The sequence below is a fragment of the Streptomyces sp. NPDC001678 genome (assembly GCF_042892945.1).
Classification (GTDB): Bacteria; Actinomycetota; Actinomycetes; order Streptomycetales; family Streptomycetaceae; genus Streptomyces.
Map to the genome: position 1 here is coordinate 26255 of NZ_JBIAUP010000013.1, position 23507 is coordinate 49761.

At 74.6% G+C, this 23507-nt stretch carries 15 protein-coding genes; 6 read left to right on the plus strand and 9 right to left on the minus strand.

The features are described from left to right. Positions 1–2: 2 nt before the first annotated feature. The 3 genes from ACFYZR_RS24845 to ACFYZR_RS24855 all read right to left on the minus strand — a co-directional run bounded on the left by ACFYZR_RS24845 (position 3) and on the right by ACFYZR_RS24855 (position 3210). Positions 3–977, minus strand: a complete 975-nt coding sequence (locus ACFYZR_RS24845; protein WP_391913847.1) for an AraC family transcriptional regulator — start codon at positions 975–977, stop codon at positions 3–5. 41 nt (positions 978–1018) lie between these two features. Further along, the gene (locus ACFYZR_RS24850; protein ID WP_391913849.1) at positions 1019–1960 is read right to left on the minus strand and encodes an NADP-dependent oxidoreductase; all 942 of its coding nucleotides are present in this window, start codon (positions 1958–1960) and stop codon (positions 1019–1021) included. Positions 1961–2076: 116 nt separating this feature from the next. After that, on the minus strand, positions 2077–3210 hold the full coding sequence (locus tag ACFYZR_RS24855) for a diaminopropionate ammonia-lyase (protein WP_391913851.1): 1134 nt from the start codon (positions 3208–3210) through the stop codon (positions 2077–2079). A 139-nt stretch (positions 3211–3349) separates the two neighbouring features. On the opposite strand from ACFYZR_RS24855, the gene ACFYZR_RS24860 reads away from it, so the two are divergent. From ACFYZR_RS24860 to ACFYZR_RS24875, 4 genes are all read left to right on the plus strand, one after another. Continuing rightward, a complete protein-coding gene (locus ACFYZR_RS24860; protein WP_391914165.1) occupies positions 3350–4249 on the plus strand; it encodes a LysR substrate-binding domain-containing protein in 900 nt (299 codons plus the stop codon). 183 nt (positions 4250–4432) lie between these two features. Next, positions 4433–10552, plus strand: coding sequence for a beta-ketoacyl synthase N-terminal-like domain-containing protein (locus ACFYZR_RS24865; protein ID WP_391913853.1), 6120 nt, complete (start codon positions 4433–4435; stop codon positions 10550–10552). Positions 10553–10568: 16 nt separating this feature from the next. Next, positions 10569–12857: a 3-hydroxyacyl-ACP dehydratase gene (locus tag ACFYZR_RS24870; RefSeq protein ID WP_391913855.1), complete on the plus strand. Its 2289-nt coding sequence runs from the start codon at positions 10569–10571 to the stop codon at positions 12855–12857. 22 nt (positions 12858–12879) lie between these two features. Then, on the plus strand, positions 12880–14460 hold the full coding sequence (locus ACFYZR_RS24875; RefSeq protein ID WP_391913856.1) for a PfaD family polyunsaturated fatty acid/polyketide biosynthesis protein: 1581 nt from the start codon (positions 12880–12882) through the stop codon (positions 14458–14460). Here the strand turns inward: ACFYZR_RS24875 and ACFYZR_RS24880 are convergent. Both ACFYZR_RS24880 and ACFYZR_RS24885 read right to left on the minus strand, forming a co-directional pair. Continuing rightward, a complete protein-coding gene (locus ACFYZR_RS24880) occupies positions 14450–15307 on the minus strand; it encodes a maleylpyruvate isomerase N-terminal domain-containing protein (protein ID WP_391913858.1) in 858 nt (285 codons plus the stop codon). The two genes, ACFYZR_RS24875 and ACFYZR_RS24880, sit on opposite strands and share 11 nt — an antisense overlap. 112 nt (positions 15308–15419) lie before the next feature. Beyond that, on the minus strand, positions 15420–15941 hold the full coding sequence (locus tag ACFYZR_RS24885; protein ID WP_391913860.1) for a DUF6314 family protein: 522 nt from the start codon (positions 15939–15941) through the stop codon (positions 15420–15422). A gap of 113 nt (positions 15942–16054) precedes the next feature. Here ACFYZR_RS24885 and ACFYZR_RS24890 point away from each other — a divergent pair, with 113 nt between their 5' ends. Then, the gene (locus ACFYZR_RS24890; protein WP_391913862.1) at positions 16055–17113 is read left to right on the plus strand and encodes an NAD-dependent epimerase/dehydratase family protein; all 1059 of its coding nucleotides are present in this window, start codon (positions 16055–16057) and stop codon (positions 17111–17113) included. Positions 17114–17183: 70 nt separating this feature from the next. Beyond that, a complete protein-coding gene (locus ACFYZR_RS24895) occupies positions 17184–18545 on the plus strand; it encodes an OFA family MFS transporter (protein WP_391913864.1) in 1362 nt (453 codons plus the stop codon). A gap of 120 nt (positions 18546–18665) precedes the next feature. Here the strand turns inward: ACFYZR_RS24895 and ACFYZR_RS24900 are convergent, their stop codons facing one another. The 4 genes from ACFYZR_RS24900 to ACFYZR_RS24915 all read right to left on the minus strand — a co-directional run bounded on the left by ACFYZR_RS24900 (position 18666) and on the right by ACFYZR_RS24915 (position 23451). Beyond that, the gene (locus ACFYZR_RS24900; RefSeq protein WP_391913866.1) at positions 18666–19619 is read right to left on the minus strand and encodes a PrsW family intramembrane metalloprotease; all 954 of its coding nucleotides are present in this window, start codon (positions 19617–19619) and stop codon (positions 18666–18668) included. A 97-nt stretch (positions 19620–19716) separates the two neighbouring features. Further along, positions 19717–20670 carry an alpha/beta hydrolase gene (locus ACFYZR_RS24905; RefSeq protein ID WP_391913868.1) on the minus strand — a complete coding sequence of 318 codons (954 nt, stop codon included), beginning with the start codon at positions 20668–20670 and terminating at the stop codon, positions 19717–19719. A gap of 268 nt (positions 20671–20938) precedes the next feature. Further along, positions 20939–21355 (minus strand): hypothetical protein, encoded by a 417-nt coding sequence (locus tag ACFYZR_RS24910; protein ID WP_391913870.1) that lies wholly within the window; start codon positions 21353–21355, stop codon positions 20939–20941. Positions 21356–21603: 248 nt separating this feature from the next. After that, positions 21604–23451, minus strand: a complete 1848-nt coding sequence (locus ACFYZR_RS24915; RefSeq protein ID WP_391913872.1) for a hypothetical protein — start codon at positions 23449–23451, stop codon at positions 21604–21606. Positions 23452–23507: the final 56 nt, after the last annotated feature.

Genomic DNA, 23507 nt, shown 5'->3' on the forward strand with positions numbered 1-23507 from the left:
CGTCATCGGCGGTGACCGGCGTACGGCATGGGCGTGGCCGCCGCGTGGCGGCGGTAGCCGCCGGGAGGAAGGCCGTACGCGCGCTTGAACGCCTTGGCGAAGGCGAACTCGGAGCCGTAGCCGGTCCGGGCGGCGACGACGCTCAGGGGATGGTCGGCCTCCCGCAGGAGCCGGGCCGCCGTCGTCATCCGCCAGCGGGTCAGATAGGCCAGCGGAGGCTCCCCGACGAGGGTGTGGAACCGGCGGGCGAAGGTGGCCCGGGACGTCCCGGCGCGGGAGGCCAGGGACTCGACGCTCCACCGGGCCGCGGGGTCCTCGTGGATGGCCGTGAGCGCCGGGGCGATCACCGGGTCCCGGAGGGCGGCGGACCAGCCCGCCACCGCCGTCGCCGGCTGCTCCTCCAGCCACGCCCGCAGCACGTACAGCAGCAGTGCGTCGATCAGCGCGGGCACGATGCCGGCCGCACCGGCCCGTTCCTCCTCCAGCTCGGCGCGCAGCAGCCCGACGGCGCCGGAGAGTTCGGGATGCCGTCCGTGCCGGGTCTCCAGGTGGACGACCTCGGGCAGCTGACGGACCAGCGGGTGCGGCCGCGCCTGGTCCAGGTGGTAGGCGCCGCAGAGCAGCGTGGTGCGCGGGCCGTCCCCGCCCAGGGAGAGCGCGCCGACCGGCGAACCCGGGCGGAAGCTCGCCCGCCCCGCCTCGGCGGGGGTGCCGGGGGCGTCGGCGAGGACGTGGTGGTGGTTGTCGCTGAGGAAGACCACGTCCCCGGGGTTCAGGGCGAGCGGCTCGTGGTGGGGCGCGGCGTCGTCCCGGGGGAGGAGCCAGCAGCTGCCGCGCAGGACGACGTGGAATCCCGCACCGGCCACCGGCGGCAGGCGCAGCCCCCAGGGGGCGCGCCCCTCGGTGCGGACCGAGGCCGGGCGTCCCGTGCGCATCGATCCGAGCACTTCGGTGAGGATGTCCATGTCCATGCCCATGTGTGCGGCCCCCGTGGTGCGTCGTCAGCGGCGTGATCGTCTCAGACGGCGGTCTCGTCCCGGACGGTGAGGACGATCTTTCCCTGGGTGCGGCCCGTGCCGAGCAGCTCGTGTGCCTCGGTCACGTCCTCGAGCGGGAAGGTCGCGGCGATGTGCGGACGGACGCGCCCGGCGTCGACGAGCGCGGCGATTCCGGCCAGGCCCTCGGCGTCCGGCTCGACGGACACCCCGGCGAAGCGCCGCCCGGCGGCCCGGACGCGCGCGGCGAGCTCCTGGTCGCGGTGCTGCATGATGCTGACGAGCATGCCGCCGGGGCGCAGGACGCGGAGCGAACGGTCGCCCTCGGCCGACGAGTCGAGGACCACGTCGAGGTCCTCGAACACCTCGGTGAAGTCGGTGGTGCGGTAGTCGACGACCTCGTCGGCGCCGAGGCCGCGCACGAAGTCGTGCTTGGCCTCGCTCGCCAGCGCGATGACATGGGCGCCGCGCGCCTTCGCGATCTGCACCGCGAGATGGCCGACGCCACCGGCGGCGCGGTGGATCAGGACCCGGTCACCGGCCTTCACCTCGGCCGCGCCCACCAGGGACTGCCAGGCGGTGAGCCCGGCGAGCGGCAGCGCCGCCGTGTGCGTGTGGTCGAGCGAGACGGGCCGCCGGGCGAGGTGGCCGGCCGGCACGGCCACGTACTCGGCGTATCCACCGGCGGCACGCGGGAAGAGCGGCATCCCGTAGACCTCGTCGCCGACCGCGAACCCCGCGCCCTCGGCGGTCTCCTCGACCACGCCGGAGACGTCCCAGCCGATGCCGAAGGGCGGCTCGCCGAGCAGCGGGAGGAAGCCGGACCTGACGGCGGCGTCCACGGGGTTCAGCGCGGCGGCGTGGACCCGGACGAGCACCTCGCCGGCCTGCGGACGCGGTCGCTCGGTCTCCACGACCTCCAGGACCTCGGGGCCTCCGAAAGCGTTCTGGGTGACGGCGCGCATGGGGTTTCTCCTTGACCGGATTGACCGGGTTGATCGGATCGGCTTGATGATCCAACCGTAGAGAGATCAACAGAGACGGAGAATGGCCTTCTGTCTTTCTTTTATGTCCGATCGTCTCAGTGCGGGGCGGTGCTGCCGGACATGGTGTGCGGATTGGCGGCCGGCCCCTCGGTGCTCAGCAGGACGAGCACCGACGCCGGCCCGAGCCCCAGCGCCGCACGCCGCTCCTCCGCGCCGGCGCCGGTGAGCGCCGCGCGGACGCCCGCGAGGGAGGCGGCGCCGCAGGGGCCGGAGGGGACGCCGAGGGACGCCAGGTCGGCGGCCGCGCGGGCACTGCCGGCGTCCGTGACGGCGACCGCCGCGTCCAGGCCGTCCCGGAGCACCGGCCAGGCGAGATGGGAGACGGTGCCGCAGTTCAGGCCGGCCATGGTGGTCCCGCCGGTGGCGACGGTGACGGGCCGTCCCGCCGCGAGGCTCGCGGTGAGGACCGCCGCGGCCTCCGGCTCCACCGCCAGCAGCGCCGGGGCCCGCCCGTCCCGGCGGCTCCGGTAGTGGGTGACGACGGCCTGGGCCAGCGAGCCCACGCCCACGGGCACGGCCACGAGGCCGGGCGCCCCCGCCCGGGCGAGCGCGAGCTGGGCGTCGACCTCGGCGCAGAGCGTGGCGTACCCCTCGACGATCCACGCCGGGATCCGCTCGTAGCCGGGCCAGGCGGTGTCCTGTACCAGGACAGCGTCCGGCGCGGCGGCCGCCTCCGCCGCCCGGCGCACCGCCTCGTCGTAGGTCCCCGCGACCCGGGTGACCTCCGCCCCCTCGGCCGCGACGGCCGCCACCGCCCGCGGGTGGACGCCGTGCGGGACGAAGACGTGGGCGCGCTGCCCGAGCAGCCGGGACGTCCGGGCCACGGCCCGCCCGTGATTGCCGTCCGTGGCCGTCACCAGCGTCACCGGGGCCGCCGTCCCCCGCCCCTCGGCCGTCCGCTCGGCGAGGACCCGGCGCACGGCCCAGGACGCGCCCAGCGCCTTGAAGGCGGGCAGCCCCAGCCGGGACGACTCGTCCTTGACGAACACCCGTCCCACCCCCAACTCGACGGCGAGGGCGGGAAGTTCGGTGAGCGGTGTCGGGGCGTAGCCGGGCAGGGAGGCGTGGAATTCCCGCGCGTCGGCGGGCGCGGGCTCGCACGTCCAGGACCGGGCCGCCGGACGGGCGAACCACCACGGAGTACGGGAAGGGGCGAAGTTGTCGGGCATGTCACCAGCGTGCGGCCGGCCCCTTCGCACGGTCCAGCGCATGTTTCCCACCTATATTCATCAGGAAAACCGAACGTTCCGTCCCGCCCCCCGGTTCCGCCGGGGCCGGGGCGACCGCTGTCGAAGGGCCATGCCAACCGTGTTCGACCTCCACCGGCTGCGCCTGCTGCGCGAGCTCAAGCACCGCGGCACCCTCGCGGCCGTGGCCGCCGCCCTCTCCTACAGCCCGTCCTCCGTCTCGCAGCAGCTCTCCCAACTGGAGTCCGAGGTGGGCGTCCCGCTGCTCGAACCCGTGGGGCGGCGGGTGCGGCTCACCCCGCAGGCGGAGATCCTCGTCGCCCACACCGAAGCGGTCATCGAACGACTGGAACGGGCCGAGGCGGACATCGCCACGTCCCTCACCGACCTCACCGGCACCCTGCGCGTCGCCGCGTTCCAGACGGCCGCGCTCACCCTGGTGCCGGTCGTGCTGGGCCTCCTCCGCGAGGCCCACCCCCGGCTGCGGGTCCACGTCACACAGATGGAACCGGAACGGGCCCTCCTGGCGCTCCAGGCCCGCGACTTCGACCTGGTCGTCGCCGAGGAGTACCCCGGCCACCCCACGCCCCGGCCCGCCGGCCTCGAACAGGAACACCTGCTCGACGACCCTCTGCGCCTGGCCCTCCCCGCACCACCGGAGGCCGTCGGTGGTCCCACGGCGGACCTGCGCGCCCTCGCGGAACGGCCCTGGGTGATGGAGCCCGAGGGCAGCGCCGCCCGGCACTGGGCCACCACCCTGTGTCGCACCGCCGGCTTCGAACCCGACGTACGGTTCGAGAGCACCGACCTGCTCCTCCACCTCCGGCTCGTCGAGGAGGGCCACGCCGCGGCCTTCCTGCCCGACCTCGTGTGGAACGGCCGTCCCCCGACCGTCGCGCTCCGCCGGCTCCCCCGTGGCCGGGGCGCGCGCACGATCCTCACCGCGGTGCGCCGGGGCGGCGGCCGCCACCCGGCCGTCGAGGCCTGCCGCACCGCCCTCCGGCGGGCCGCCGGCGCGTGAGGCGACGCCGTCGGAGGCCGGAGGCCGGCGGTCGGAGGTCGGAGGCCGGCGGGGCGCGGGGGCGCTTCCTGTCGTACGACGTGACGTCAGTGCCCCCACGCGCCCTCACCGCCCGGAGTAGACCGGTTTGTCCGGTGGGGAGATATGAGTACGGGTCCGCCGTCGACGGGATCGAGGTGACCGGTGCGTACCACCAGCGAGGATTCCGGCGGCCCGGACCGCCGACTGGGCTCCGACCCCGTCGCGATCGTCGGCCTGTCCGGACGGTTCCCCAAGGCCCGTGACATCAGGGAGTTCTGGGACAACATCGTCACGGGCCGCGACTGCTCGGACACCGTGCCCGAGAGCTGGTGGCGCCCGGACCGGTACTACGACCCCGACCCCTTCGCCGAGGACAGGACGTACTGCCGCCGCGGCGGATTCCTCACCCCCGAGATCTTCGACCCGCTCGAATTCGCGATGCCGCCGAACACGATGGACTCCACCGGACTGGTGCAACTGCTGAGCCTGGTGGTGGCCAAGGAGACACTCAACGACGCGCGACGCGGCAGGGACGACTGGTGCTCCCCGTCCCGTACCGGCGTGGTCCTGGGCGTGTGCGGCACCAACTCCACCCTCATCCCGCTCGCCGCCCGCCTCCTGCTCCCCGAAATGCTGGAGACCATGCTCGCCGCGGGCGTCCCGGAAGCACAGGCGAAGGAGATCGCCCGGACCCGGCTCGCGGCCCTGCCGCCCTGGACCGAGGACTCCTTCCCCGGCATCCTCGCCAACGTCGTCTCCGGACGCGTCGCCAACCGCCTCGACCTCGGCGCCGCCAACCACACCGTCGACGCCGCCTGCGCCAGCTCCCTGGCCGCCCTCCGCTGCGCCGTGGACGAACTGGTCTCCCGCCGCGCAGATGTGATGCTCACCGGCGGCTGCGACGCCGACAACTCGATCGTCTCCTTCATGTGCTTCAGCAAGACCCCCGCCCTCTCCCTCACCGGCACGGTCCGCCCCTTCGACACCGAGGCCGACGGCACACTGATCGGCGAGGGCATCGGCATGCTGGCCCTGCGCCGCCTGGCCGACGCCGAGCGCGACGGCGACCGGATCTACGCCGTCCTCAAGGGCCTGGGCGGCTCCAGCGACGGCAACGCGCAGAGCATCTACGCGCCCTGCGGCGCCGGGCAGACGGCCGCGCTGCGCCGCGCCTACACCGACGCCGGCTGCCCACCCGCCACCGTGGGGCTGATCGAGGCGCACGGCACCGGCACCCCCACCGGCGACGAGGTCGAACTCACCGCGCTCAACGACCTCCTGACCACCCCCGCCGACCGCCACTTCGTGGCCGTCGGCAGCGTCAAGTCGCAGATCGGGCACACCAAGGCCGCCGCCGGCGCGGCCGGGCTCATCAAGGCCGCGCTCGCCCTCCACCACAAGGTGCTGCCCCCCACCATCAACGTCACCACCCCCCACGCACAGGCCGCCCGCCAGGACGGCGCCCTCTACCTGAACACCACGGCCCGGCCCTGGGTACGCGACCCCTCCGGCACGGCCCGACGGGCCGGCGTCTCGGCGTTCGGCTTCGGCGGCGTCAACTACCACGCCGTCCTCGAAGAACACCAAGGCCCCCCGGCGGAGCGGGAGTACGCGCTCCACGACACCCCCTCCGCGCACCTGTGGCACGCCCCCGGCGGAGCGGAACTGCTGCGCCGCCTGGAGTGCGGCGACCCACCCGATCCCGGACCGGCCCCCGCACCGCACGCCCGCCTCGGCTTCGTCGCCACAGGACGCCCGGAGTACGAGGAACTGCTCGCCCTCGCCGTCGCCCGACTGCGCGACCACCCCGGCGACGACGCCTGGCACCACCCGCGCGGCGTCCACTACCGCACCCGGGCCCTGCCACCCGGCACCAAAACAGGGGCACTGTTCGCCGGGCAGGGCGGTCAGTACCCCGACATGGGCCTGCGCGCCGCCCTCGCCCTGCCCCCGGTGCGCGCCGCCTTCGACGCCGCCAACGCCCGCTTCCCCGCCGCCGACAGCCTGGCCCGCGCGGTCTTCCCCCCACCGGGGACCGGGGACGCCACCCTCCACGGCGAACGACTCCGCCGCACCTCCCACGCCCAGCCGGCCATCGGCGCGCTCTCCACGGGCCAGTACCGCTACCTGCGCGAGCTGGGCTTCGCCCCGCACGGACTGCTCGGCCACAGCTTCGGGGAGCTGACCGCCCTGTGGGCCGCCGGCGTGCTCGACGACGACACCTTCACGGCCCTGGCCCACGCCCGCGGCCGGGCCATGGCACGGCCGCCCGGCCCTGGCCACGACCCCGGCGCCATGGCCGCCGTACGCCTGAGCCGCGACGAACTCACCGAACTCCTCACCGCACACCCCGAACTGACGGTGTGCAACCACAACGCACCCGACGAGCAGACCGTCGGCGGCCCGACCGCCGCCGTACGGCACTTCACCGACGAGTGCGCCGCACGCGGCCTGCCCGTACGGCTCCTGCCGGTCGCGGCCGCCTTCCACACCCCGCACATCGCCCACGCCGCCCGGGAGTTCGCGGCGGCCTGCGCCGAAGCCGCCTTCGCGCCGCCCGCGCTGCCCGTCCACGCCAACACGGCCGGGGCGTCCTACGGCGACGACGCGGACGCCAACCGCCGCACCCTGGTGGAGCAACTGCTGCGCCCCGTCGACTTCGCCGCCCGCCTGGAGGAGATGTACGCCGACGGCATCAGGGTCTTCGTCGAGTTCGGCCCCCGGCGGATCCTCACCGGGCTCGTCGAACGGACCCTCGGGGCCGACCGCGTGGAGGCCGTCGCCTGCGACGCCGGACCCGGCACGGACGCCTGCGCGGCGCTCAAACGGGCGGCCGTACACCTGGCCGTCCTGGGCCTGCCTCTCACCGGCATCGACCGCTACACGGCCCCGCCCCGCCCGGAGCGCCGGACGCCCTCCAAGGTGGCCCGCCGCCTGGACGGCCCGTTCTTCGCCGTGGAGAAGCCGCGCGGCGCCCACGAGGAGCCGCCGGCCCGCCACCCCGCCGCCGGGGAGCGGGCGGAGCGGGCCGAGCCGGAGAACACGCCCGTCCCGTACACACCGGCGGCCCCGACCGAGGAGACCGACCCGCTGACCCGCGCCGCCACCGACCACCTGGCCGCGCACGCCCGCTACGTGGACAGCGAGGTCCGCACCACCGAACAGCTCGGCGCGCTCCTCGCCCGGGGCGCGGCGGCCGGCCGGATGGACGCGTCGCTGCTCGCGGCCATCCGGGCGGTCACCGACCACAGCATGGCCCTGGGCGAGACGCACGCCCGCGCGGCCGAAGCGATCTCCGGCCTGCTGCGCCCGACGGAACAGGGCGATCCACCCGTGCCCGTACCGGCGGGGCCGGCCGATGCGGCGGTGGCAGACGCCGAAGTGGCGGCACCCGGCCCGGAGGACGGATCGCGAGAAGGGGACCCGCACACCCAGAGCAGGTCGGCGCTCGCCGAACTGTGGGCGGCCCAGCAGGAGGAGCCCACGGCCACCGGCACGATGGACATCGGCACGCTCGACCCCGACGAGGTCGAACGGGTCTTCCGCGCCGTGATCGCCGAGAAGACCGGCTACGACGTCGACATGATCGAGCCCGACATGGACATCCAGGCGGACCTCGGGATCGACTCCCTGAAGCGGGTCGAGATCGGCGCCGAGATGTGGCGCCGCTACCCGGTGATCGCTCGCAGCGAGATGTACCGGTTCGGCGAGGCCCGGACGGTGCGCGATCTGACGGACATCGCCCAGGAGGTCCTCGCCGCCCCCAAACCCCAGCTGATCTCACCGGTCGTGGGCACCACCACCGGCAGCGTCTGGGTGACCCCCGCGGAGCTTCCCCCGGTCGACGTCCGGGACGGCGCCTACCCGGAACGCCCCCACGCCCTGCTCGTCGACGACGCGGGCGGGCTCGGCCGCCTCCTCGCCGACGCGCTGACCACCCGTGGCTGGCGGGTCAGCCGACTGGCCCTCCCCGGCGTCGGCACCATCGACACGGAGGCGCCCCGGCTGGCGGACTGGGCGGAGGACACGCTGACCGCCCGCCTCACCGAGCTCCTGGCGGACGGGACGCGCCTCGACCTGTGCGTCCTGCCCGTCAGCCGGGAGACCGACGGCAGCCGGGGGACGGACGCCGACACCGCCGCCGACCGGATCACCACCCGCCTCCGGCACGCGATCCTGATCGCCAAGCACACCCGCGCCGCCCTGGAGGCGGCCGCCCGGACCGGCACCCGCGCCGGCCTGGTGACCGTCACCCGGCTCGACGGGGCGCTCGGCTACGCCGGTTCGGGCGGCGATGCCGCGGCCGCCCTCGCGGGCGGACTCGGCGGACTGGTCAAGACCCTCGCCCTGGAGGCGGCGACCCTGTTCTGTCGTGCCCTGGACCTCGACCCCGGCCTGTCCGACGAGGAGGCCGGAGCGGCCTTCGCCGCCGAGCTCGCAGACCTCGCCGGCGACGTACGCGAAGTCGGCGTGGACACCACCGGCCGCCGCGCGCCCCGTGTGTCCCGCACCCCGTGGCCCCGGACCCCGGCGGTCGCCACCGACATCGAACTCACCGAGAACGACGTCCTGTTGGTCACCGGCGGCGCCGGAGGCATCACCGCCTGGTGCGTCGAGGAACTGGTGCGCACCCACCGCTGCGGCTGCGTCCTGCTCGGCCGCACGCCCCTGACGGACGAGCCCGGCCGGGCCGCCGCGCCCGGCGGCCCGGACGAACCGCACGCCGCCCCGGCGGCCCGGGCGCGCGACGCGGGGGAGGACCCCGGCGAGGAACCGGCGGGCACCCGTGTCGAGGTCGACCCCGGCCCGCTCGCCCGGCAGCGCGACATCCGCGCGTTCCTGGACACCCTGCGCTCGTACGGCGCCGAGGTCGCCTATGTGGCGGCCGACGTCCGCGACCCGGACGCGGTGGCCACGGCCCTGGCCCCGTACGCCGCCCGGATCACCGGTGTCCTGCACGGCGCGGGCGTCCTCCGGGACCGGCCGCTGGCCGAGGCGGACCCGGACGGCATCGCGGCGGTCGTGGACACCAAACCGACCGGCCTGCGGAACGTGCTCGCGCCCCTGGACGCCGCACGGCTGCGCCACCTGGTGCTCTTCACCTCCGTCGCGGGCATCTGGGGCAACCTGCGGCAGGCGGACTACGCCCTCGCCAACGAGGCGCTCAACCGCTTCGGCTGCGCCTGGCAGGCCGCCCATCCCCACTGCCGCGTCGTGCCGGTCGCCTTCGGGCCCTGGACCGAAGGGATGGCCGCGGACATCCACCAGCTCTTCACCGAGATCGGCGTGCCCGTGCTCTCCAGGGAGGAAGGGTGCGCGCGGTTCCTGGAGCTGATGGCTCCCGGCAGGGGCGGCGGGGTGGCCCTCGTCGGCCCGACCGTGCCGCTCTTCCAGCGGGCCGACCCGCTCCCCGACACCGGCCTCACCGCGCACCGCGTGCTGACGGGGCTCGGCGAGGAGCCCGTCCTGCGGGCGCATCGCGTCGCCGGGGTGCCCGTCCTGCCCATGACGGCCGCCGTGGGCTGGGCCCTGGGCGCCGTCGAGCGCGTCCACGGGGGTGCCCGGCCGGTCGTCGAGTGCCGGGACGTCAGGATCGCGCGGGCGATCACCTTCCCGCCCGGGCACCCCGAGCGGTTCCGCGTCCGGCTGGCCCACGACGCGCGTCCGTCGGTCGTGCCGTTCGTCCGCGTCGGCGTCGACGACGCGGACGAACAGGGGAAACCGCGCTTCGAGGGCCGCTTCCGGCCGGCGGACGGGCCGGGCGAGGCACCCGTGACGAGCCTGCCGCCGTGCACGTTCGCCGACGAGCCGCACCCCGGCTACCGCGACGGCCGGCTCTTCCACGGCGCGGCCCTCAACGGACTGCGCAACGTCCTGGACGAGGCGCCCGGCCATCTGGTGATCACCGCCAGGATGCCCGACCCGGCGTTCGCCCACGGCGCGTTCGCGGGGCGGCTGTACAGCCCCGCCCTCGCCGACCTGCTGATGCAGGGCGCCCTTCTGACCCTGCTGGCGCTGGCCGACGGCGAGGAGATTCCCGTACCCGTCTCCGTCGAGCGCCTGGAGCTGTTCGGGCCGCTCCCCGACGACGAGCCCTTCGTCATCACCGTCGACGTCGACGAGCCCCCCTCCCCGACGACGTTCTTCTCCCGGTGCGCGCTGACCGCCTGCGCGCCCGACGGCCGGATCCACCAGAGGTGGAGCGGCGTCCGCACGGTGTGGATCGAGCCGACCGCCCTGGCCGACGGCATCGCCACCCGGGGCACGGCGGACCGGGAATGACCAAGGAGGAATCCTCATGGACGAACTCGGATTCGAGGGGATTCCGCTGCCGCGACCGGGTGATACTCCGGCCGTCGCTCCGGCTCCCGGGCCGGAGGTCAGCGGCCCGGACGCCGTCGGGCCGGACGCCGCGGCGTCGCTCACGGTGCGGCTCGCCGAGCGCCTCCAGCGCACCCACACGCGTGTCCTGACGGCACATCAGGTCATCATCGCCTGGCAGCTCGCCCGCGCCGCCCGCCCGGCGGACCTCTCCCCGGCCCCCGCCCCACCCGCACACCCACCCGTACCCGTACCTCCGTCCGTATCCCCGCCCGTGACCCTGCCCGCACCGGCGCGGCGGCCCGGTGACGCCGACCCCGTGGCGACGATCCTGTCCGCCGCGGCCCGCGCGCTCCGGGGCGCGGGCGCCGGCCCGTTCCCGGGGAGCGCGGCGATCACCTGGCTGGACGAAACACCCGAACTCCCCGGCACCGCCCCGCGCGTCGAGCGCGACGGCGAGGAGTGGCGGATCGGCGCCGGACAGCGGACCCTCGCCGTCCTGGCACCGCACGGGCCGCGGGAATCCTGGCCCGAGCCTCCGGTCCGGCGCTTCCCGCCCGACCCCCGCCCGCTGGCCCGCGCCACGGTGACCCGGCTGAACGCCGCCGACCTCGACGCGCTCGCCGCCGGTGACATCGCCCGCGTCCTCGGGGCCGCCTTCGGCCAGAGCGGCCGGCCCCCCGCCGCCCCGCCCGCGCCCTGGCCCGCCCGGCTGCTGGAGACGGTCACCCTCGTCGACCCGCGCGGCGGCCGGAGCGCACAGGGCCTGCTGCACGCCACCACCCGGCTGCCCGACCGCGCCGAGGAGGCCTGGCCGCACTGCGTCGCGGCGGCCCTGGAACTCCTCCGCGTCCACGCCTTCCACCAAGGCCTCCACCTGTGCCTGCCCGGCGCCCGCGCCACCCTCCCGGCCGGCCGGCCCGTCCTGCTGGACGTCCGCGACGCCCCCGCCCCGCCCGGCGCGGAACTCCGGCTGGCGGCCGAGATCACCGCGACCGGCATGCTGCCCAGGCCGTACGCGACCGCCGACTGCGAGATCACCGCGGCCGGCCGCCCCCTGGCACGGCTGCGGGACGTGGGCGTCGTACTCAAGGAGGGGCCGGGGGAGGACGCCCTGGACCCCGTCCGGCCCAGCCTCCGTACGAGCGTCACCGGCAAGCGCGTGGTCGCCGACGAACTGCACACCGCGATCTTCGCCGAGGGCGACCTGGGCATCGTCCCGCTGCCCGGGAGCACCGCACGGGTCACCGGCCGGGTCCGGCCCCGGCTGCCCCGAGGGGACTTCCGCATGCTGGACCGCGTCGTCGACGGGCACGGGGAGTGGGACGTGTACCGCCCCGGCAGCTGGGGCCTCGCCGAGTACGACGTCCCGGCCGACCCCTGGTACGTACGGGAGAACGGCGGGACGATGCCGCAACTGGCCCTCATGGAGACCGCGCTCCAGGCGGCGGGCCTGTTCAGCGGCATGCTCGGGGTCGCGGGCGCGTACCCCGACGAGCACCTTTCCTGCCGCAACCTCGACGGCAGGGCGCGGCTGATCCGGCACGTCGACGCACCGGGCACCACCGTGGAGCAGCACGTCACCCTGCGGTCGCACTCACCGCTGCCCGGCGGCGTCATGCACCGCTACGACTTCCGGCTCGGCGCGGGCGGCGAGCCCTTCTACGAGGGGGAGGCCGTCCACGGCTTCTTCACCCCCGAACTGCTCGCGGAACAGCAGGGCCTGGACGCCGGCACGTACCGGCCCCCCTGGCTGGAACGCCACCCGCCCGCCCCCGCCGACGTCCGCCGGCTGGACCTGCACCGGGACCTCCGGCTCGGGCGCGGCCGCCTCGCGCTGCTGGAGGACGTGACGCTCGTACCCGGCGGCGGCGACCACGGCGCCGGATACGTCCTGTGCGACAAACCCGTGCGGCGCGACGACTGGTTCTTCGACCACCACTTCTTCCGGGATCCCGTGATGCCGGGCTCCGCCGGGGTGCAGATGCTCTACCAGGCGGTGCACGCCTACGCCCTCCACACCGGCCTGCTCGACCACCTCGTCCGCCCCCGCTCGCACATCGCCGTCGGGGAGGAGCTCCACTGGTCGTACCGGGGGCAGATCCTGCGCGAACACCGGCGGGTGCGCGGCGAAGCGCACATCCGCGAGGTGCGCCGCGAGGACCGGCGGGTCCTGCTGCGCGCCGACGGCAGTGTCTGGCGCGACGACCTGCGCATCTACCAGGTGGACAACATCGCGGCCGACATCCGCGGGGAGGCCGCGTGACCACGCGGGCAAGGGGGCGGCGTTGACATCCACTCAGGTGCGGTACGACGCCGAGGGCGTCCACGCGGTCCTGGCCGACCTGGACCGCCCCTGCTACATCGTCAGCGGCGGCGGCCGTGTGGGCGCCACGAACGCGCCGCCCGTCCCCGGCGACGGCTTCTCCGTCCTGGCGGCCGTCGCCCCGCAGCACCCCGACCGGCTCGGCTCCGCCGACTTCCGCCGGCACCACGGCGTCCGCTACGCCTACATGACCGGTGCGATGGCGGGAGGCATCGCCTGCGAGGAGCTGGTCATCGCCGCCGCCCGGGCCGGGCACCTCGCCTCCTTCGGAGCCGCCGGACTCCCCGAGGCCCGCATCGACACGGCCCTGGGGAGGCTGGAAGGCGCCCTCGGCTCCGCCGGGGTGCCGTACGCGTGCAATCTCATCCACAGCCCCATGGCACCCGGCCAGGAACGCGCCTGCGTCGACGCCTGCCTGCGCCACCGTGTGCGCTGCGTGGAGGCCTCCGCGTTCGTCCAGCTCACCCCCGACCTCGTGCGCTACCGTCTCGCCGGGCTCCACCGCGACCCGGGCCCGTCCGGGGTACGGGCCGAGCACCGGGTCGTCGCCAAGGTCTCCCGCCCGGAGACCGCCGAACTGTTCCTCCGCCCGGCGCCCGGGGAGCTGACGGCCGCCCTGGTGGCCGCCGGGCACGTCACCGCCGAACAGGCCGCGCTCGCCCGCACGGTCCCGCTCGCCGACGACGTCACCGTCGAGGCCGACTCCGGCGGCCACACCGACCGCCGCCCCCTAGCCGTCCTGCTGCCCGCCGTCGTCCGCCTGCGCGACCGCGTCGCCCGCGAGCACCCCGCCACCGCGCGGGTGCGCGTCGGCGCGGCAGGCGGCATCGGCACCCCGGAGGCCGTGGTGGCGGCCCTCGCGCTGGGCGCCGCGTACGTCGTCACCGGATCGGTCAACCAGGCCGCCACCGAGGCCGGCACCTCACCGGCCGTCAAACGACTGCTGGCGGAGGCGGGCCTGGCCGACTGCGTCATGGCCCCGGCCGCCGACCTGTTCGAACAGGGCGTGACCGTCCAGGTCCTCGCCCGGGGCACCATGTTCCCCGGCCACGCCGGCCGGCTGTACCGCCTCTACCGCGACCACGACGGCCTGGCCGCCCTGCCGCCCACGGAACGCCGCTACCTGGAACAACGCGTCCTGCGCCGCCCCCTCGACGAGGTCTGGCGCGACACGGCCGACTATCTGGCGGCCCACCACCCGTCGTGGCGCGAGCGCGCCGAGCGGGAACCGAAGTTCCGGATGGCGATGGTCTTCCGCTGGTACCTGGCCATGGCCTCGCGCTGGGCCGTCACCGGGGAGGCCGGGCGCCAGGGGGACTGGCAGATCTGGTGCGGGCCCGCCATGGGCGCCTTCAACGCCTGGACGGTCGGCACCGCCCTGGCCGATCCCGCCCGGCGCCAGGTCACCGCCATCGCCCACCACCTCCTCCACGGCGCCGCCTTCCACGCACGCGTCACCCGGCTCCGGCTGGCGGGCGTACGCTTGCCGGCCGCCTGCGCGGAGTACCGGCTGCCCGCGGCCCCCGGTGGCGTCAGGGGCTGACGAAGAAGCCGCTGAGCCGTGGGGCGAGCCACGGCCTGCGGCCGCCCGGGCGCATCGCGCCGCGGACGACCGCCTTCCAGAGGGGCATACGGCGGAAGGCGATCAGCAGGAAGGTCACCGGGTCGGTCGTGATCCGGCAGTCGTAGGCGCGCGGCGGCGCGTCGCGGGTCACCGTCGCCGCCCCGTCGTCGACGACGACCGCCAGCCGGGGCCCGCCCTCGACGGCGAGGTCGAAGGCGATCCGGACGCCCCGGGCCCGCGCCGCGTCGACGGCGAGCGGCATCATCGTCGGCATCGACTGCCCGAGCACCAGACGCGCGTCGTCCGGCGCGATCACCCAGGGCAGCCGGGCGCCGCGAGCGATGTCGAGGCCGTGCAGGAGGGTCTCGCTGAGCATCATGCCGGTGGCCGCGGCCAGGGTGACGGCGACGCCCGGCCCGTACCAGGGCGTCGTGACCGGCGCGTCCGGCGCCAGCCCCTCGGTGACCCGCAGGAACGTCTCACCCCGTTCCAGGACCAGCGCGTCGAGACGCGTGCGCGCCTCCTCGCCGAGCAGGCCGAGGGACTTGGCGTTGACCGAGCCGACCCGCTCGGCGAAGGTGACGGCGCCTCGCGGCAGCACGCTGTCCCAGTCCTGGAACTCATGCGTGAACGTGGAGCCGTATGCCACATAGACAGCGCACACATGCGCACCGACGTCGCCCACCGTCCACGGCGGCACCCCCGAGGGCACCCCCGGGTCGGTGACGTCCCGGAGCAACCCCGCCAGCCGCGGCACCGCGGCCCGCAACGCCGCACGGGCCCTCTCGTGCTCGGCCCCGGCATCGAACCGGCCGGCAGTACCCATGGGCCCACCCCTTCGGCGACGGACGGCCCGCAGGGTACCGCGGTGCTCGTGGTCATGACAGGGGAAGGACAGGGGAAGGGCAGAGGAGGGCGGCGGAGGGCGGCGGAACGGCTCAGACGCCCGCGCCGCTCCCGTCCCGGCGCCGGTAGACGGAGTGCTGGACGTGCTCCTTGGCCGGGCCGGCCGTCCGCCAGCGCACCCGCCATTCGCCGGGGGAGACGACCGTGAATTCGCCGTCGTAGAGGTCGGCGCCGCACGGGTGGCGCGTGTGCCAGAGGCCCGTGCGGAGGTCCAGGTCGTGGAAGGGGCGGCCGTCGGCGAAGGTCACCTCGGCGGTGCCGTCGGGGCCGGGCAGGAGCCCGAGAGTACGGCCGGCGCGGTTGACCGTGCCGTTCCAGTCCAGCTCGCCGTCCTCGACGTGGAGCAGACGTGCGCCGTCGCCGTCCGCCCGGAACTCGGCCGTGCCGCGATACGTCCCGGTCGAGCCGGTGGCCAGATCGGTGAGCGTACGGTCGACCGTCCAGCGGCCGGTCAGGAACGCCAGGACGTCGGGGACCGGGAACACGGCGGACGGGACGGACGGACCGGTCGGCCCGGACGGCCCGGGCGGGGGAGCGGTGGTGGCGGAGCTCATGCCCCCAGTATCCGCCGCCCGGGCGGTCGTCACGGCGTTCGCCCGTGGCACAACCGCTCCGCTCCTGGCGTACTCCTGTTCCCTCACCGGCATCCGCGCGCAGACTCAGCCGCATGAGACTTCTGGTGATCGGTGGATCGGTGTTCCTGGGAAGGGCTTTCGTCGAGGAGGGGCTCCGGCGCGGCTGGGAGGTGACGGTCTTCAACCGGGGCAGGACCCAGGCCGACCCGGACGGTGTCCGGGTGATCCGGGGCGACCGCGAGCGCCCCGAGGACCTCGCCCGGCTCGCCGGGGCGGGCCCCTGGGACGCGGTCGTGGACGTCTGCGGGTACGTCCCCCGCGTCGTGAAGGCCTCCGTCGAGGCCCTGGCCGGGTCGGCGGCCGCGTATCTGTACGTGTCCTCCATCAACGCCCGCCCCGGCTGGCCCGCCGAGCCCGTGGACGAGAGCTCGCCCCGGCACGACTGCGCCCCGGACGCGGGCCCCGACGACGGCGACTACGGCAAGCTCAAGGTCGGCTGCGAACGGGCCGTGGAGGAGGGCTTCCCCGGGCGCGCGCTGATCCTCGAACCCGGCCTGATCATCGGGCCGCACGACCTCGCGCGCCGCCTCACCTGGTGGCTGCGCCGGGCCGCACAGGGCGGCCCGATGATCGCGCCGGGCGCGCCCGACCGCGCGATGCAGCTCGTCGACGCCCGCGACATCGCGGTGTTCGGCCTGGACCGGATCGTGGCCGAGGACGCCGGGACGTACCTGGTCAGCGGTACGCCCGCGAACACGACCTGGGGCGAGTTCCTGGGCACGTGCGTGGCCGTGACCGGCGGCGGGGCGGAGCTGGTGTGGGTGGGCGACGAGATCCTGCTGGAGCACGAGGTCGCCGTCTGGACCGAACTCCCGCTGTGGTCCCCGGAGCACGGGGAGACGGCCGCGGTCTGGCGGCCCAGCTCGGCCAAGGCCGTCGCGGCGGGGCTGCGCTGCCGCCCCGTCGAGGAGTCCATCCGCGACACCGCCGCCTGGCTGTTCGGCCCCGGCGGCCTCGACGAGGCCTTCGGCCCCGACCGTACGGGCCGGGAGGCACGGCCCATCACACCCGAACGGGAGCAGGCCCTGCTGGCGGCCGCCGGCCGGCCCCACCCGCTCCCCGCCGGTCAGGACCGGCGGAACATCGGATAACACCGGCCACACCCCTTAGCCCGGAGTCGCGCTCTTCCGGCGCGGCTCCGGCGGGCTGTACGTTCCGTGCATGCCCGCCCGATCCTGTACCGTCGCGCCGCCCGGGTGGAGCCGCTGGCTCGTGCCGCCCGCCGCGCTCTCCATTCATCTCGCCATCGGCCAGGTCTACGCCTGGAGCGTGTTCAAACCCCCGCTGGAGGCCTCGCTGGGGCTCTCCGGCACCGCGTCGGCACTGCCGTTCCAGGTGGCGATCGCCATGCTCGGCCTGTCCGCCGCGTTCGGCGGCACGCTGGTGGAGCGCAACGGGCCGCGCTGGGCCATGGCCGTGTCGGCCCTCTGCTTCTGCGCCGGGTTCCTGGTGGCCGCGTGCGGAGCGGGCACGCGGCAGTACTGGCTCGTGGTGGCGGGCTACGGCCTCATCGGCGGCACCGGCCTCGGCATCGGCTACATCTCGCCCGTCTCCACCCTCATCAAGTGGTTCCCCGACAGGCCGGGACTCGCCTCCGGCATCGCCATCATGGGCTTCGGCGGCGGCGCGCTCATCGCCTCGCCCTGGTCCACCGCGCTGCTGTCCGCCTTCGGCAAGGAGCCGGCGGGCATCGCGAAGACGTTCCTGGTCATGGGCCTGGCCTACGGCGTCTTCATGACGCTCGGCGTCCTGCTGATCCGGGTGCCACCGGACGGGGGCGGGGCCGGGGAAGGCGCGGGCGCCGCACCGGCCCGCCCGGTGGCCGCCACGGCCGAGGTGTCGGCCCGTACCGCCCTGCGCACCCCGCAGTTCTGGTGCCTGTGGGTGGTCCTGTGCGCCAATGTCACCGCGGGCATCGGCATCCTGGAGAAGGCCGCACCGATGATCATGGACTTCTTCGCCGAGTCGTCCTCGCCCGTCACGGCCACCGCTGCCGCCGGATTCGTCGGCCTGCTCTCGCTCGCCAATATGCTCGGCCGGATCGTGTGGTCCTCCGTCTCCGACGCCGCCGGCAGGAAGAACGTCTACCGGCTCTACCTCGGCGCCGGCGCGCTGATGTACCTGCTGATCGCGCTGACCGGCGGCTCCTCCAAGCCCGTGCTCATCGTCTGCGCGGCCGTCATCCTCTCCTTCTACGGCGGCGGCTTCGCCACCGTGCCCGCTTACCTCAAGGACCTCTTCGGCACCTACCAGGTGGGTGCGATCCACGGCAGGCTGCTCACCGCCTGGTCCACCGCCGGCATCCTCGGCCCCCTGATCGTCAACGCCATCGCCGACGCGGGGAAGTCCGCCGGCCACACCGGGCCCGGCCTGTACACCACGTCCTTCTTCGTCATGATCGGGGTGCTGGCGCTCGGGTTCGCGGCGAACGAGTTCATCCGCCCCGTCCACCCCCGCCACCACGAACCGGCGGGTGCGCCAGGACGCACCGCCGTCGCGCCGGACGGGGGAGTCGCGCTGTGACCACCGGCCGTAAGGCACTGTTCGTCCTCAGCTGGCTGTGGGTGGGAGCCCCCTTCGTCTACGGCGTCTACGAACTCACCCTCAAGCTGCGGCAATTGTTCTCCGGCTGAGCGTCGTCGCTCACCGCGCGCCCCCGCGACTCGCCCGCCGGGTCAGGGACGTCAGCCAGAGAACCCCCAGCAGGGCGACGACGAGCAGCCCGCCGTCGGAGAACAGCGTGTAGAGATGCCGCTGTTCAAGGGTGGGGTGCGGCATGTACCCGCTGTCGAACAGGGCACGCTGCCCCGCGTTCGCCGTGAGCGCGTAGACCAGCCAGACCGCGATGCCGTTGACCGAGTCCCACAGCGCGTGCAGCACCGTCACCCCCACGTACGTGCCGAGGACCCGGCCCGTGAGCCGGAAGCGGCCGTCGCCCCGGCGGTCGGAGAGCAGGGCGGCACCCAGGACGGCCGTCCACAGGCCATGGCCGAACGGGGCCAGGACACCGCGCAGGATCTCCGTCTCCACGAGGTCGCGCAACGGCCGCCCGTGGAGGGTGAACAGGGCGTTGAACGCGTAGCCGGAACTCTCGAACGCCGCGAACCCGAAACCGACCGCCGCACCGAGCACCAGGCCCGCGCGCAACCCCCGGACGTCCGGGCGCCGGCGCAGGACGAGCATCAGCGCCAGGGCCTTGACGGCCTCCTCGATCAGGCCCACGCCGAGGAACAGCGCCAGGGAGGGATGGAGCAGGTAGTACTCCAGGACGGACGCCCCGAGGACGCCCAGGATCCCGCCGACGACGAAACAGCCGAGCAGCAGATCCACGCCCAGCACCCGGCCGTACTTCTCGTACGCCCACAGCGTGAAACAGCCGGGCACGAGAAAACTTCCCAGCAGGATCAGCGTCGGCAGCAGGTTCGAGTTCTGCGTCGTGTACGTGACCACGACGGCGAGCAGCCACAGCAGCAGCCCGCCGAGCAGGCACCGCCACCACAGGCCCGGCCGGGGGGCGACGGAAGGCGCCGGGGGCGGCGGCTCCGGGTCGGGTGCCGGCGGCCGGGGTCCATGGGGCCAGCCGGGGACGTCACTCATGGGCGCTGGATCCCCCTGTGGCAGTCGAACTCTCGGGCGTCACCTCGCTTTCCTGAGTGGCCGCCCGGCACCGGCGGCAAACACCCCGAGCGACCGTTCACACGTTCGGCGGCACGCCGTCCAGCCGCCGCTTGAACCGTGCGAACAGCTCGCCTACGGCGGCGTCCGCCGCGGTGGACACCGCGAACGCGTTCAGGAAGCCGTGGATCAGCCCGGCGTAGGTATGGACGAACACCTCCACACCGGCGTCCCGGAGGGCCCGCGCGTAGGCCAGGCCCTCGTCGCGCAGCGGGTCGTACTCGGCGGTGCCGATGATCGCGGGCGCCAGTCCGGCGAGGCTCCGGGCCCGTAGCGGCGACACCCGCGCCGAGCCGCGCACGGCGGGGTCGTCGCCCGCGTAGAGGTGCTGTATGTCGGCGATGTTCTCGCTGGTGAGCAGATACCCCGAGCCGTTCTCGGCGCGCGAGGGGTACTCGCCGTCGAAGTCGGTCGCCGGATAGGCGAGCAGCTGGCCCGCCAGCGGGCGGCCCTCGTCCCGGAAGGTCTGGGCGATCACGGCGGCGAGGTTGCCGCCCGCGCTGTCCCCGGCCACGGCGAGGCGGTCGCGCCGCGCCCCGTACTCCTTGACGTGGTCGGCGACGTGGTGCGCCACGGCCAGGCAGTCCTCGTAGGGGGCGGGGAAGGGGTGTTCGGGTGCCCGGCGGTAGTGGACGGCGACGACGACCGCGCCGGTGTCCCGGCACAGCCGGCGGGTCACATGGTCGTGGCTGTCGAGGTCGCCGGTGATCCAGCCGCCGCCGTGGAAGTAGACCACCGTGGGGACCGGCCCCTCGTCCACGGGCCAGTAGATCCGCACGGGGACGTTCCCGGCGGGCCCGGGCGCCGCGCCGTTCTGCACGGAGCCGATGGCGATGGGCTCGGCCGGCGCCGTCGAGGCGGACAGCTGCCGCTCGGCCTCGCGCAGCGCCTCGGGGTCGGTCGTCCGGACGGGGGCGGCGGTGGCGGCGTTCGCCCGGTGGAGGAGGCCGGCGAGATCCGGGTCGAGGGGCATGGGCGGTGCCCTTTCCTTCGGACGGGTGAAATGGACGGGCCCGTCCGGAGGAAATGTCCCGGGCCGGCGGCCGCCGGCCCGGGAAGGCGCGGACGCGGCGCATGCCGCCATGATGAACGGCGATCACCCCACGGGCCACTCGTGCGGTCCCGATGGACTATCAGCCGGTGCCGCCGCACGGCATTTCGGGGAAATGAAAAAAGGCGACCCCCGGTGGAGTGGTCGCCTTTACTGGCCCGGCACTCGGCCGGTGCCGTCGCCCGAGTCCTTACGCGAGGCCGTCGACGGCCGCCTTGGGGGCCTTGGCGCGGCGCTTCTTGGCCTGCTGCGGGAGGGGCTGGGCCTCGCGGGAGGCGTCCAGGAACGGCTTCAGGGCCTCCAGGAGCTTCTCCATGGACTCCTTGCCGAGGTCCACCTCACGACGCTCGTGGGTCATGCACGGACGGGTCGCCAGCTTGAAGCTGCCGTCCTCGTTCTGCTCGTCGGTCTCGTATTCCTCGGTGCTCATGACCGGGGCCAGGATCTCGACGGTGAAGACGTCCTCCGTCACCTCGGGATTGAGGTCGTCGTGGAAAATACGCCGCCAGTACGTTGTGATTTCCTGCCCGCCGACCGGAACGGCGACCGGCTCGACGCCCGGTGCTTCCTTTTCGGAATCTTCAACCTGCTCGAACTTGACTGCCATTGGGCACTCCTTTTTCGCGGTGTCGGAGCCAAACGATATAAGAAACAGGCGTGTTGGGCCAATCGGCAAGGCGGGCGGAACCTTTGGGGTGAAGGGGGAATTTCGACGCCTCGGGAGGCGCGCCGGACGCCGGCTCCGCCGCCCCGGTACCGTGTCCGGCCGGGGCGACGGTGCGTCTCATCGCCTGCGAGCAGGCCGGTATGACGGGCCGACAGGCGTGTTGGCGGCGCGGGACCGCTCCCGGCCGGTCAGCCCCGGTTCCGCTCCCGCTCCAGCGAGACGCGCACCCGGTCGATCCCGAGGCCGATCTCGTTCTCGTGCGGCACGGGCGGCGGCGTGTCGCGCAGCAGGTTGGCCACCGCGTCGAGGTACTTCTGCCGCTCCTCGCGGGACTGCCGGGGCCCGGCCACCCCCGACTGCCAGGAGTCCTCCTTCCAGCGCTCGATGTCCACCTGCTGCTCGACGAACTCCTCGCCGTACTGCCGCGCCCGCTCCACCAGTACGTCCCGGACCGCCTTGGCGTAGTGCCGCCGGAGCTGCTCCGGCAATTTCCCGACGCGCTCCCGGGCCCGCTTCTCGATGCTCCAGGTGAGGATCCTGGAATTGGCCGACACCCGCTCGCGGTCCGCGTCGGAGGCCGCGTCGGCGCGCAGCCCGGCGAAGCGGCGCTCCACCGCGGCGATCTCCTCGGCGGCGTCGTGGAGGATCACGGCCTTCTCGGCCTCCAGCTGCTCCCGCTCGGTCGCGAGGGCCGACCTGACGAGCTGCTCGAAGCCGTTGGCGCGGAACGCCTGGAAGGCCTCCTCCCACGCCTTGTCCCGCGTCTGCCGGAAGACCGTCACCGAAGGGATCTGGGCCTCCTGCCACTTCTGGCCGAAGTAGCGCGCGCCGTGGACCGTCAGCCCCAGCGGCCACAGCGGCGACACCGTCAGCGCGTCGCCACCGAGGCAGGCGATGGTGTCCCCGGCGTCCGCCCGGCCGTGCTCGGCATCGGCCCCTGCCTGTGTCCCGCAGCCCACGAACGGCACGATCGCCGTGATGGCCGCGGCCTTGTCGAGACTGGTGGTGTCCTGCGCGAACGCGTCGTGCACGCCCTTCGCCCACAGCGCGGCCCCGGTCACCAGGAGGGCGCCCTTGGCGGTGCCACCGGCGCTCTTCAGCTTCGCCCGGACCGTGGCCTTCGCCGCCGGGGACAGGGCGGTGTAGCCGCGGATACGGGCGTGGACGTCGGCGGGCGTGAGCTTCCGGCCGCCGGCCCCGGCCACGTTCAGGGAGTACTTGGCCGCGAGCCGGGCGAAGGCCTCCTCCACCTGCCGGGCCTCCAGCGCCTCCGTGCTCTCCGGCGTACCCGCTCCGGGCCGCTCCCGGCCCGCGGGCGGCTTCGCCGCGTCCTCGCCGGGCGGGGTCCCTTCCGGCCGGGCGCCGTCCGGCTCGCCCCTCTCGCACGCGCTCACCGAACGCTTCGACCGGCCGCCGGACGGTCCGGCCTCGCAGACGCCGTGCCCCTCGGGCCACCCCTTGCCGGCCAGCCAGTCGCGCATTCCGGGATTCCGGGGGTCGTCGACCCCCTCGATGAACAGGTATTCGCGCGGGATGTCGCCCTCGTGGGCCCAGGCGCCATTGGTGGACCTGCCCCCGAGCTTTCCGTTGTCGCCCTTGAGATTGCCGCGGCCCAGCAGACCGCCCTGTTCCTTGAGTTCGTTCCACCGGATCTTCACACGCACGGCGCTGCCGCGCGCCTCGATCTCGTTGGCGCCCTCGATGCCCTTCGCGGTGGTCGAGTCCCACATGAACACATGCCGGTGGTGGTCGAGTTTGACGCTGCCCGGCGCCAGCTCGATACCGCGGTGCTCCGCGGTCTGGAGGCCGTTCTCGTGCAGCGTCCGCCGGAGAGCGTCGAGCCCCGTTCCCTGTTTGTCCACGGCTATGTGCGTGTATTCAGGGGCCATGACCTGCCGGCTCGTGCCCCCGTTCTCCGGCCCCGCCGGCGGGGCCGCCTCGGCGACGGCCGCACCGGTCATCGTGAGGACCACGGCCGTCGCCACCGCCGTCATCGCCGTACGACGCGGGGCGGAACGCCCCATCCGATTGCTCATCGTTCCCCTTCATCAGTCCACGACAGCGGCACCGGAATCCCATTCGCCGGGTCCCC

Bases quoted from the DNA above. Each gene is read 5' to 3' on its own strand.
- ACFYZR_RS24845 (WP_391913847.1), bottom strand. From the start codon at position 977: ATGGGCATGGACATGGACATCCTCACCGAAGTGCTCGGATCGATGCGC.
- ACFYZR_RS24850 (WP_391913849.1), bottom strand. From the start codon at position 1,960: ATGCGCGCCGTCACCCAGAACGCTTTCGGAGGCCCCGAGGTCCTGGAG.
- ACFYZR_RS24855 (WP_391913851.1), bottom strand. From the start codon at position 3,210: ATGCCCGACAACTTCGCCCCTTCCCGTACTCCGTGGTGGTTCGCCCGT.
- ACFYZR_RS24870 (WP_391913855.1), top strand. From the start codon at position 10,569: ATGGACGAACTCGGATTCGAGGGGATTCCGCTGCCGCGACCGGGTGAT.
- ACFYZR_RS24880 (WP_391913858.1), bottom strand. From the start codon at position 15,307: ATGGGTACTGCCGGCCGGTTCGATGCCGGGGCCGAGCACGAGAGGGCC.
- ACFYZR_RS24885 (WP_391913860.1), bottom strand. From the start codon at position 15,941: ATGAGCTCCGCCACCACCGCTCCCCCGCCCGGGCCGTCCGGGCCGACC.
- ACFYZR_RS24890 (WP_391913862.1), top strand. From the start codon at position 16,055: ATGAGACTTCTGGTGATCGGTGGATCGGTGTTCCTGGGAAGGGCTTTC.
- ACFYZR_RS24895 (WP_391913864.1), top strand. From the start codon at position 17,184: ATGCCCGCCCGATCCTGTACCGTCGCGCCGCCCGGGTGGAGCCGCTGG.
- ACFYZR_RS24900 (WP_391913866.1), bottom strand. From the start codon at position 19,619: ATGAGTGACGTCCCCGGCTGGCCCCATGGACCCCGGCCGCCGGCACCC.
- ACFYZR_RS24905 (WP_391913868.1), bottom strand. From the start codon at position 20,670: ATGCCCCTCGACCCGGATCTCGCCGGCCTCCTCCACCGGGCGAACGCC.
- ACFYZR_RS24910 (WP_391913870.1), bottom strand. From the start codon at position 21,355: ATGGCAGTCAAGTTCGAGCAGGTTGAAGATTCCGAAAAGGAAGCACCG.
- ACFYZR_RS24915 (WP_391913872.1), bottom strand. From the start codon at position 23,451: ATGAGCAATCGGATGGGGCGTTCCGCCCCGCGTCGTACGGCGATGACG.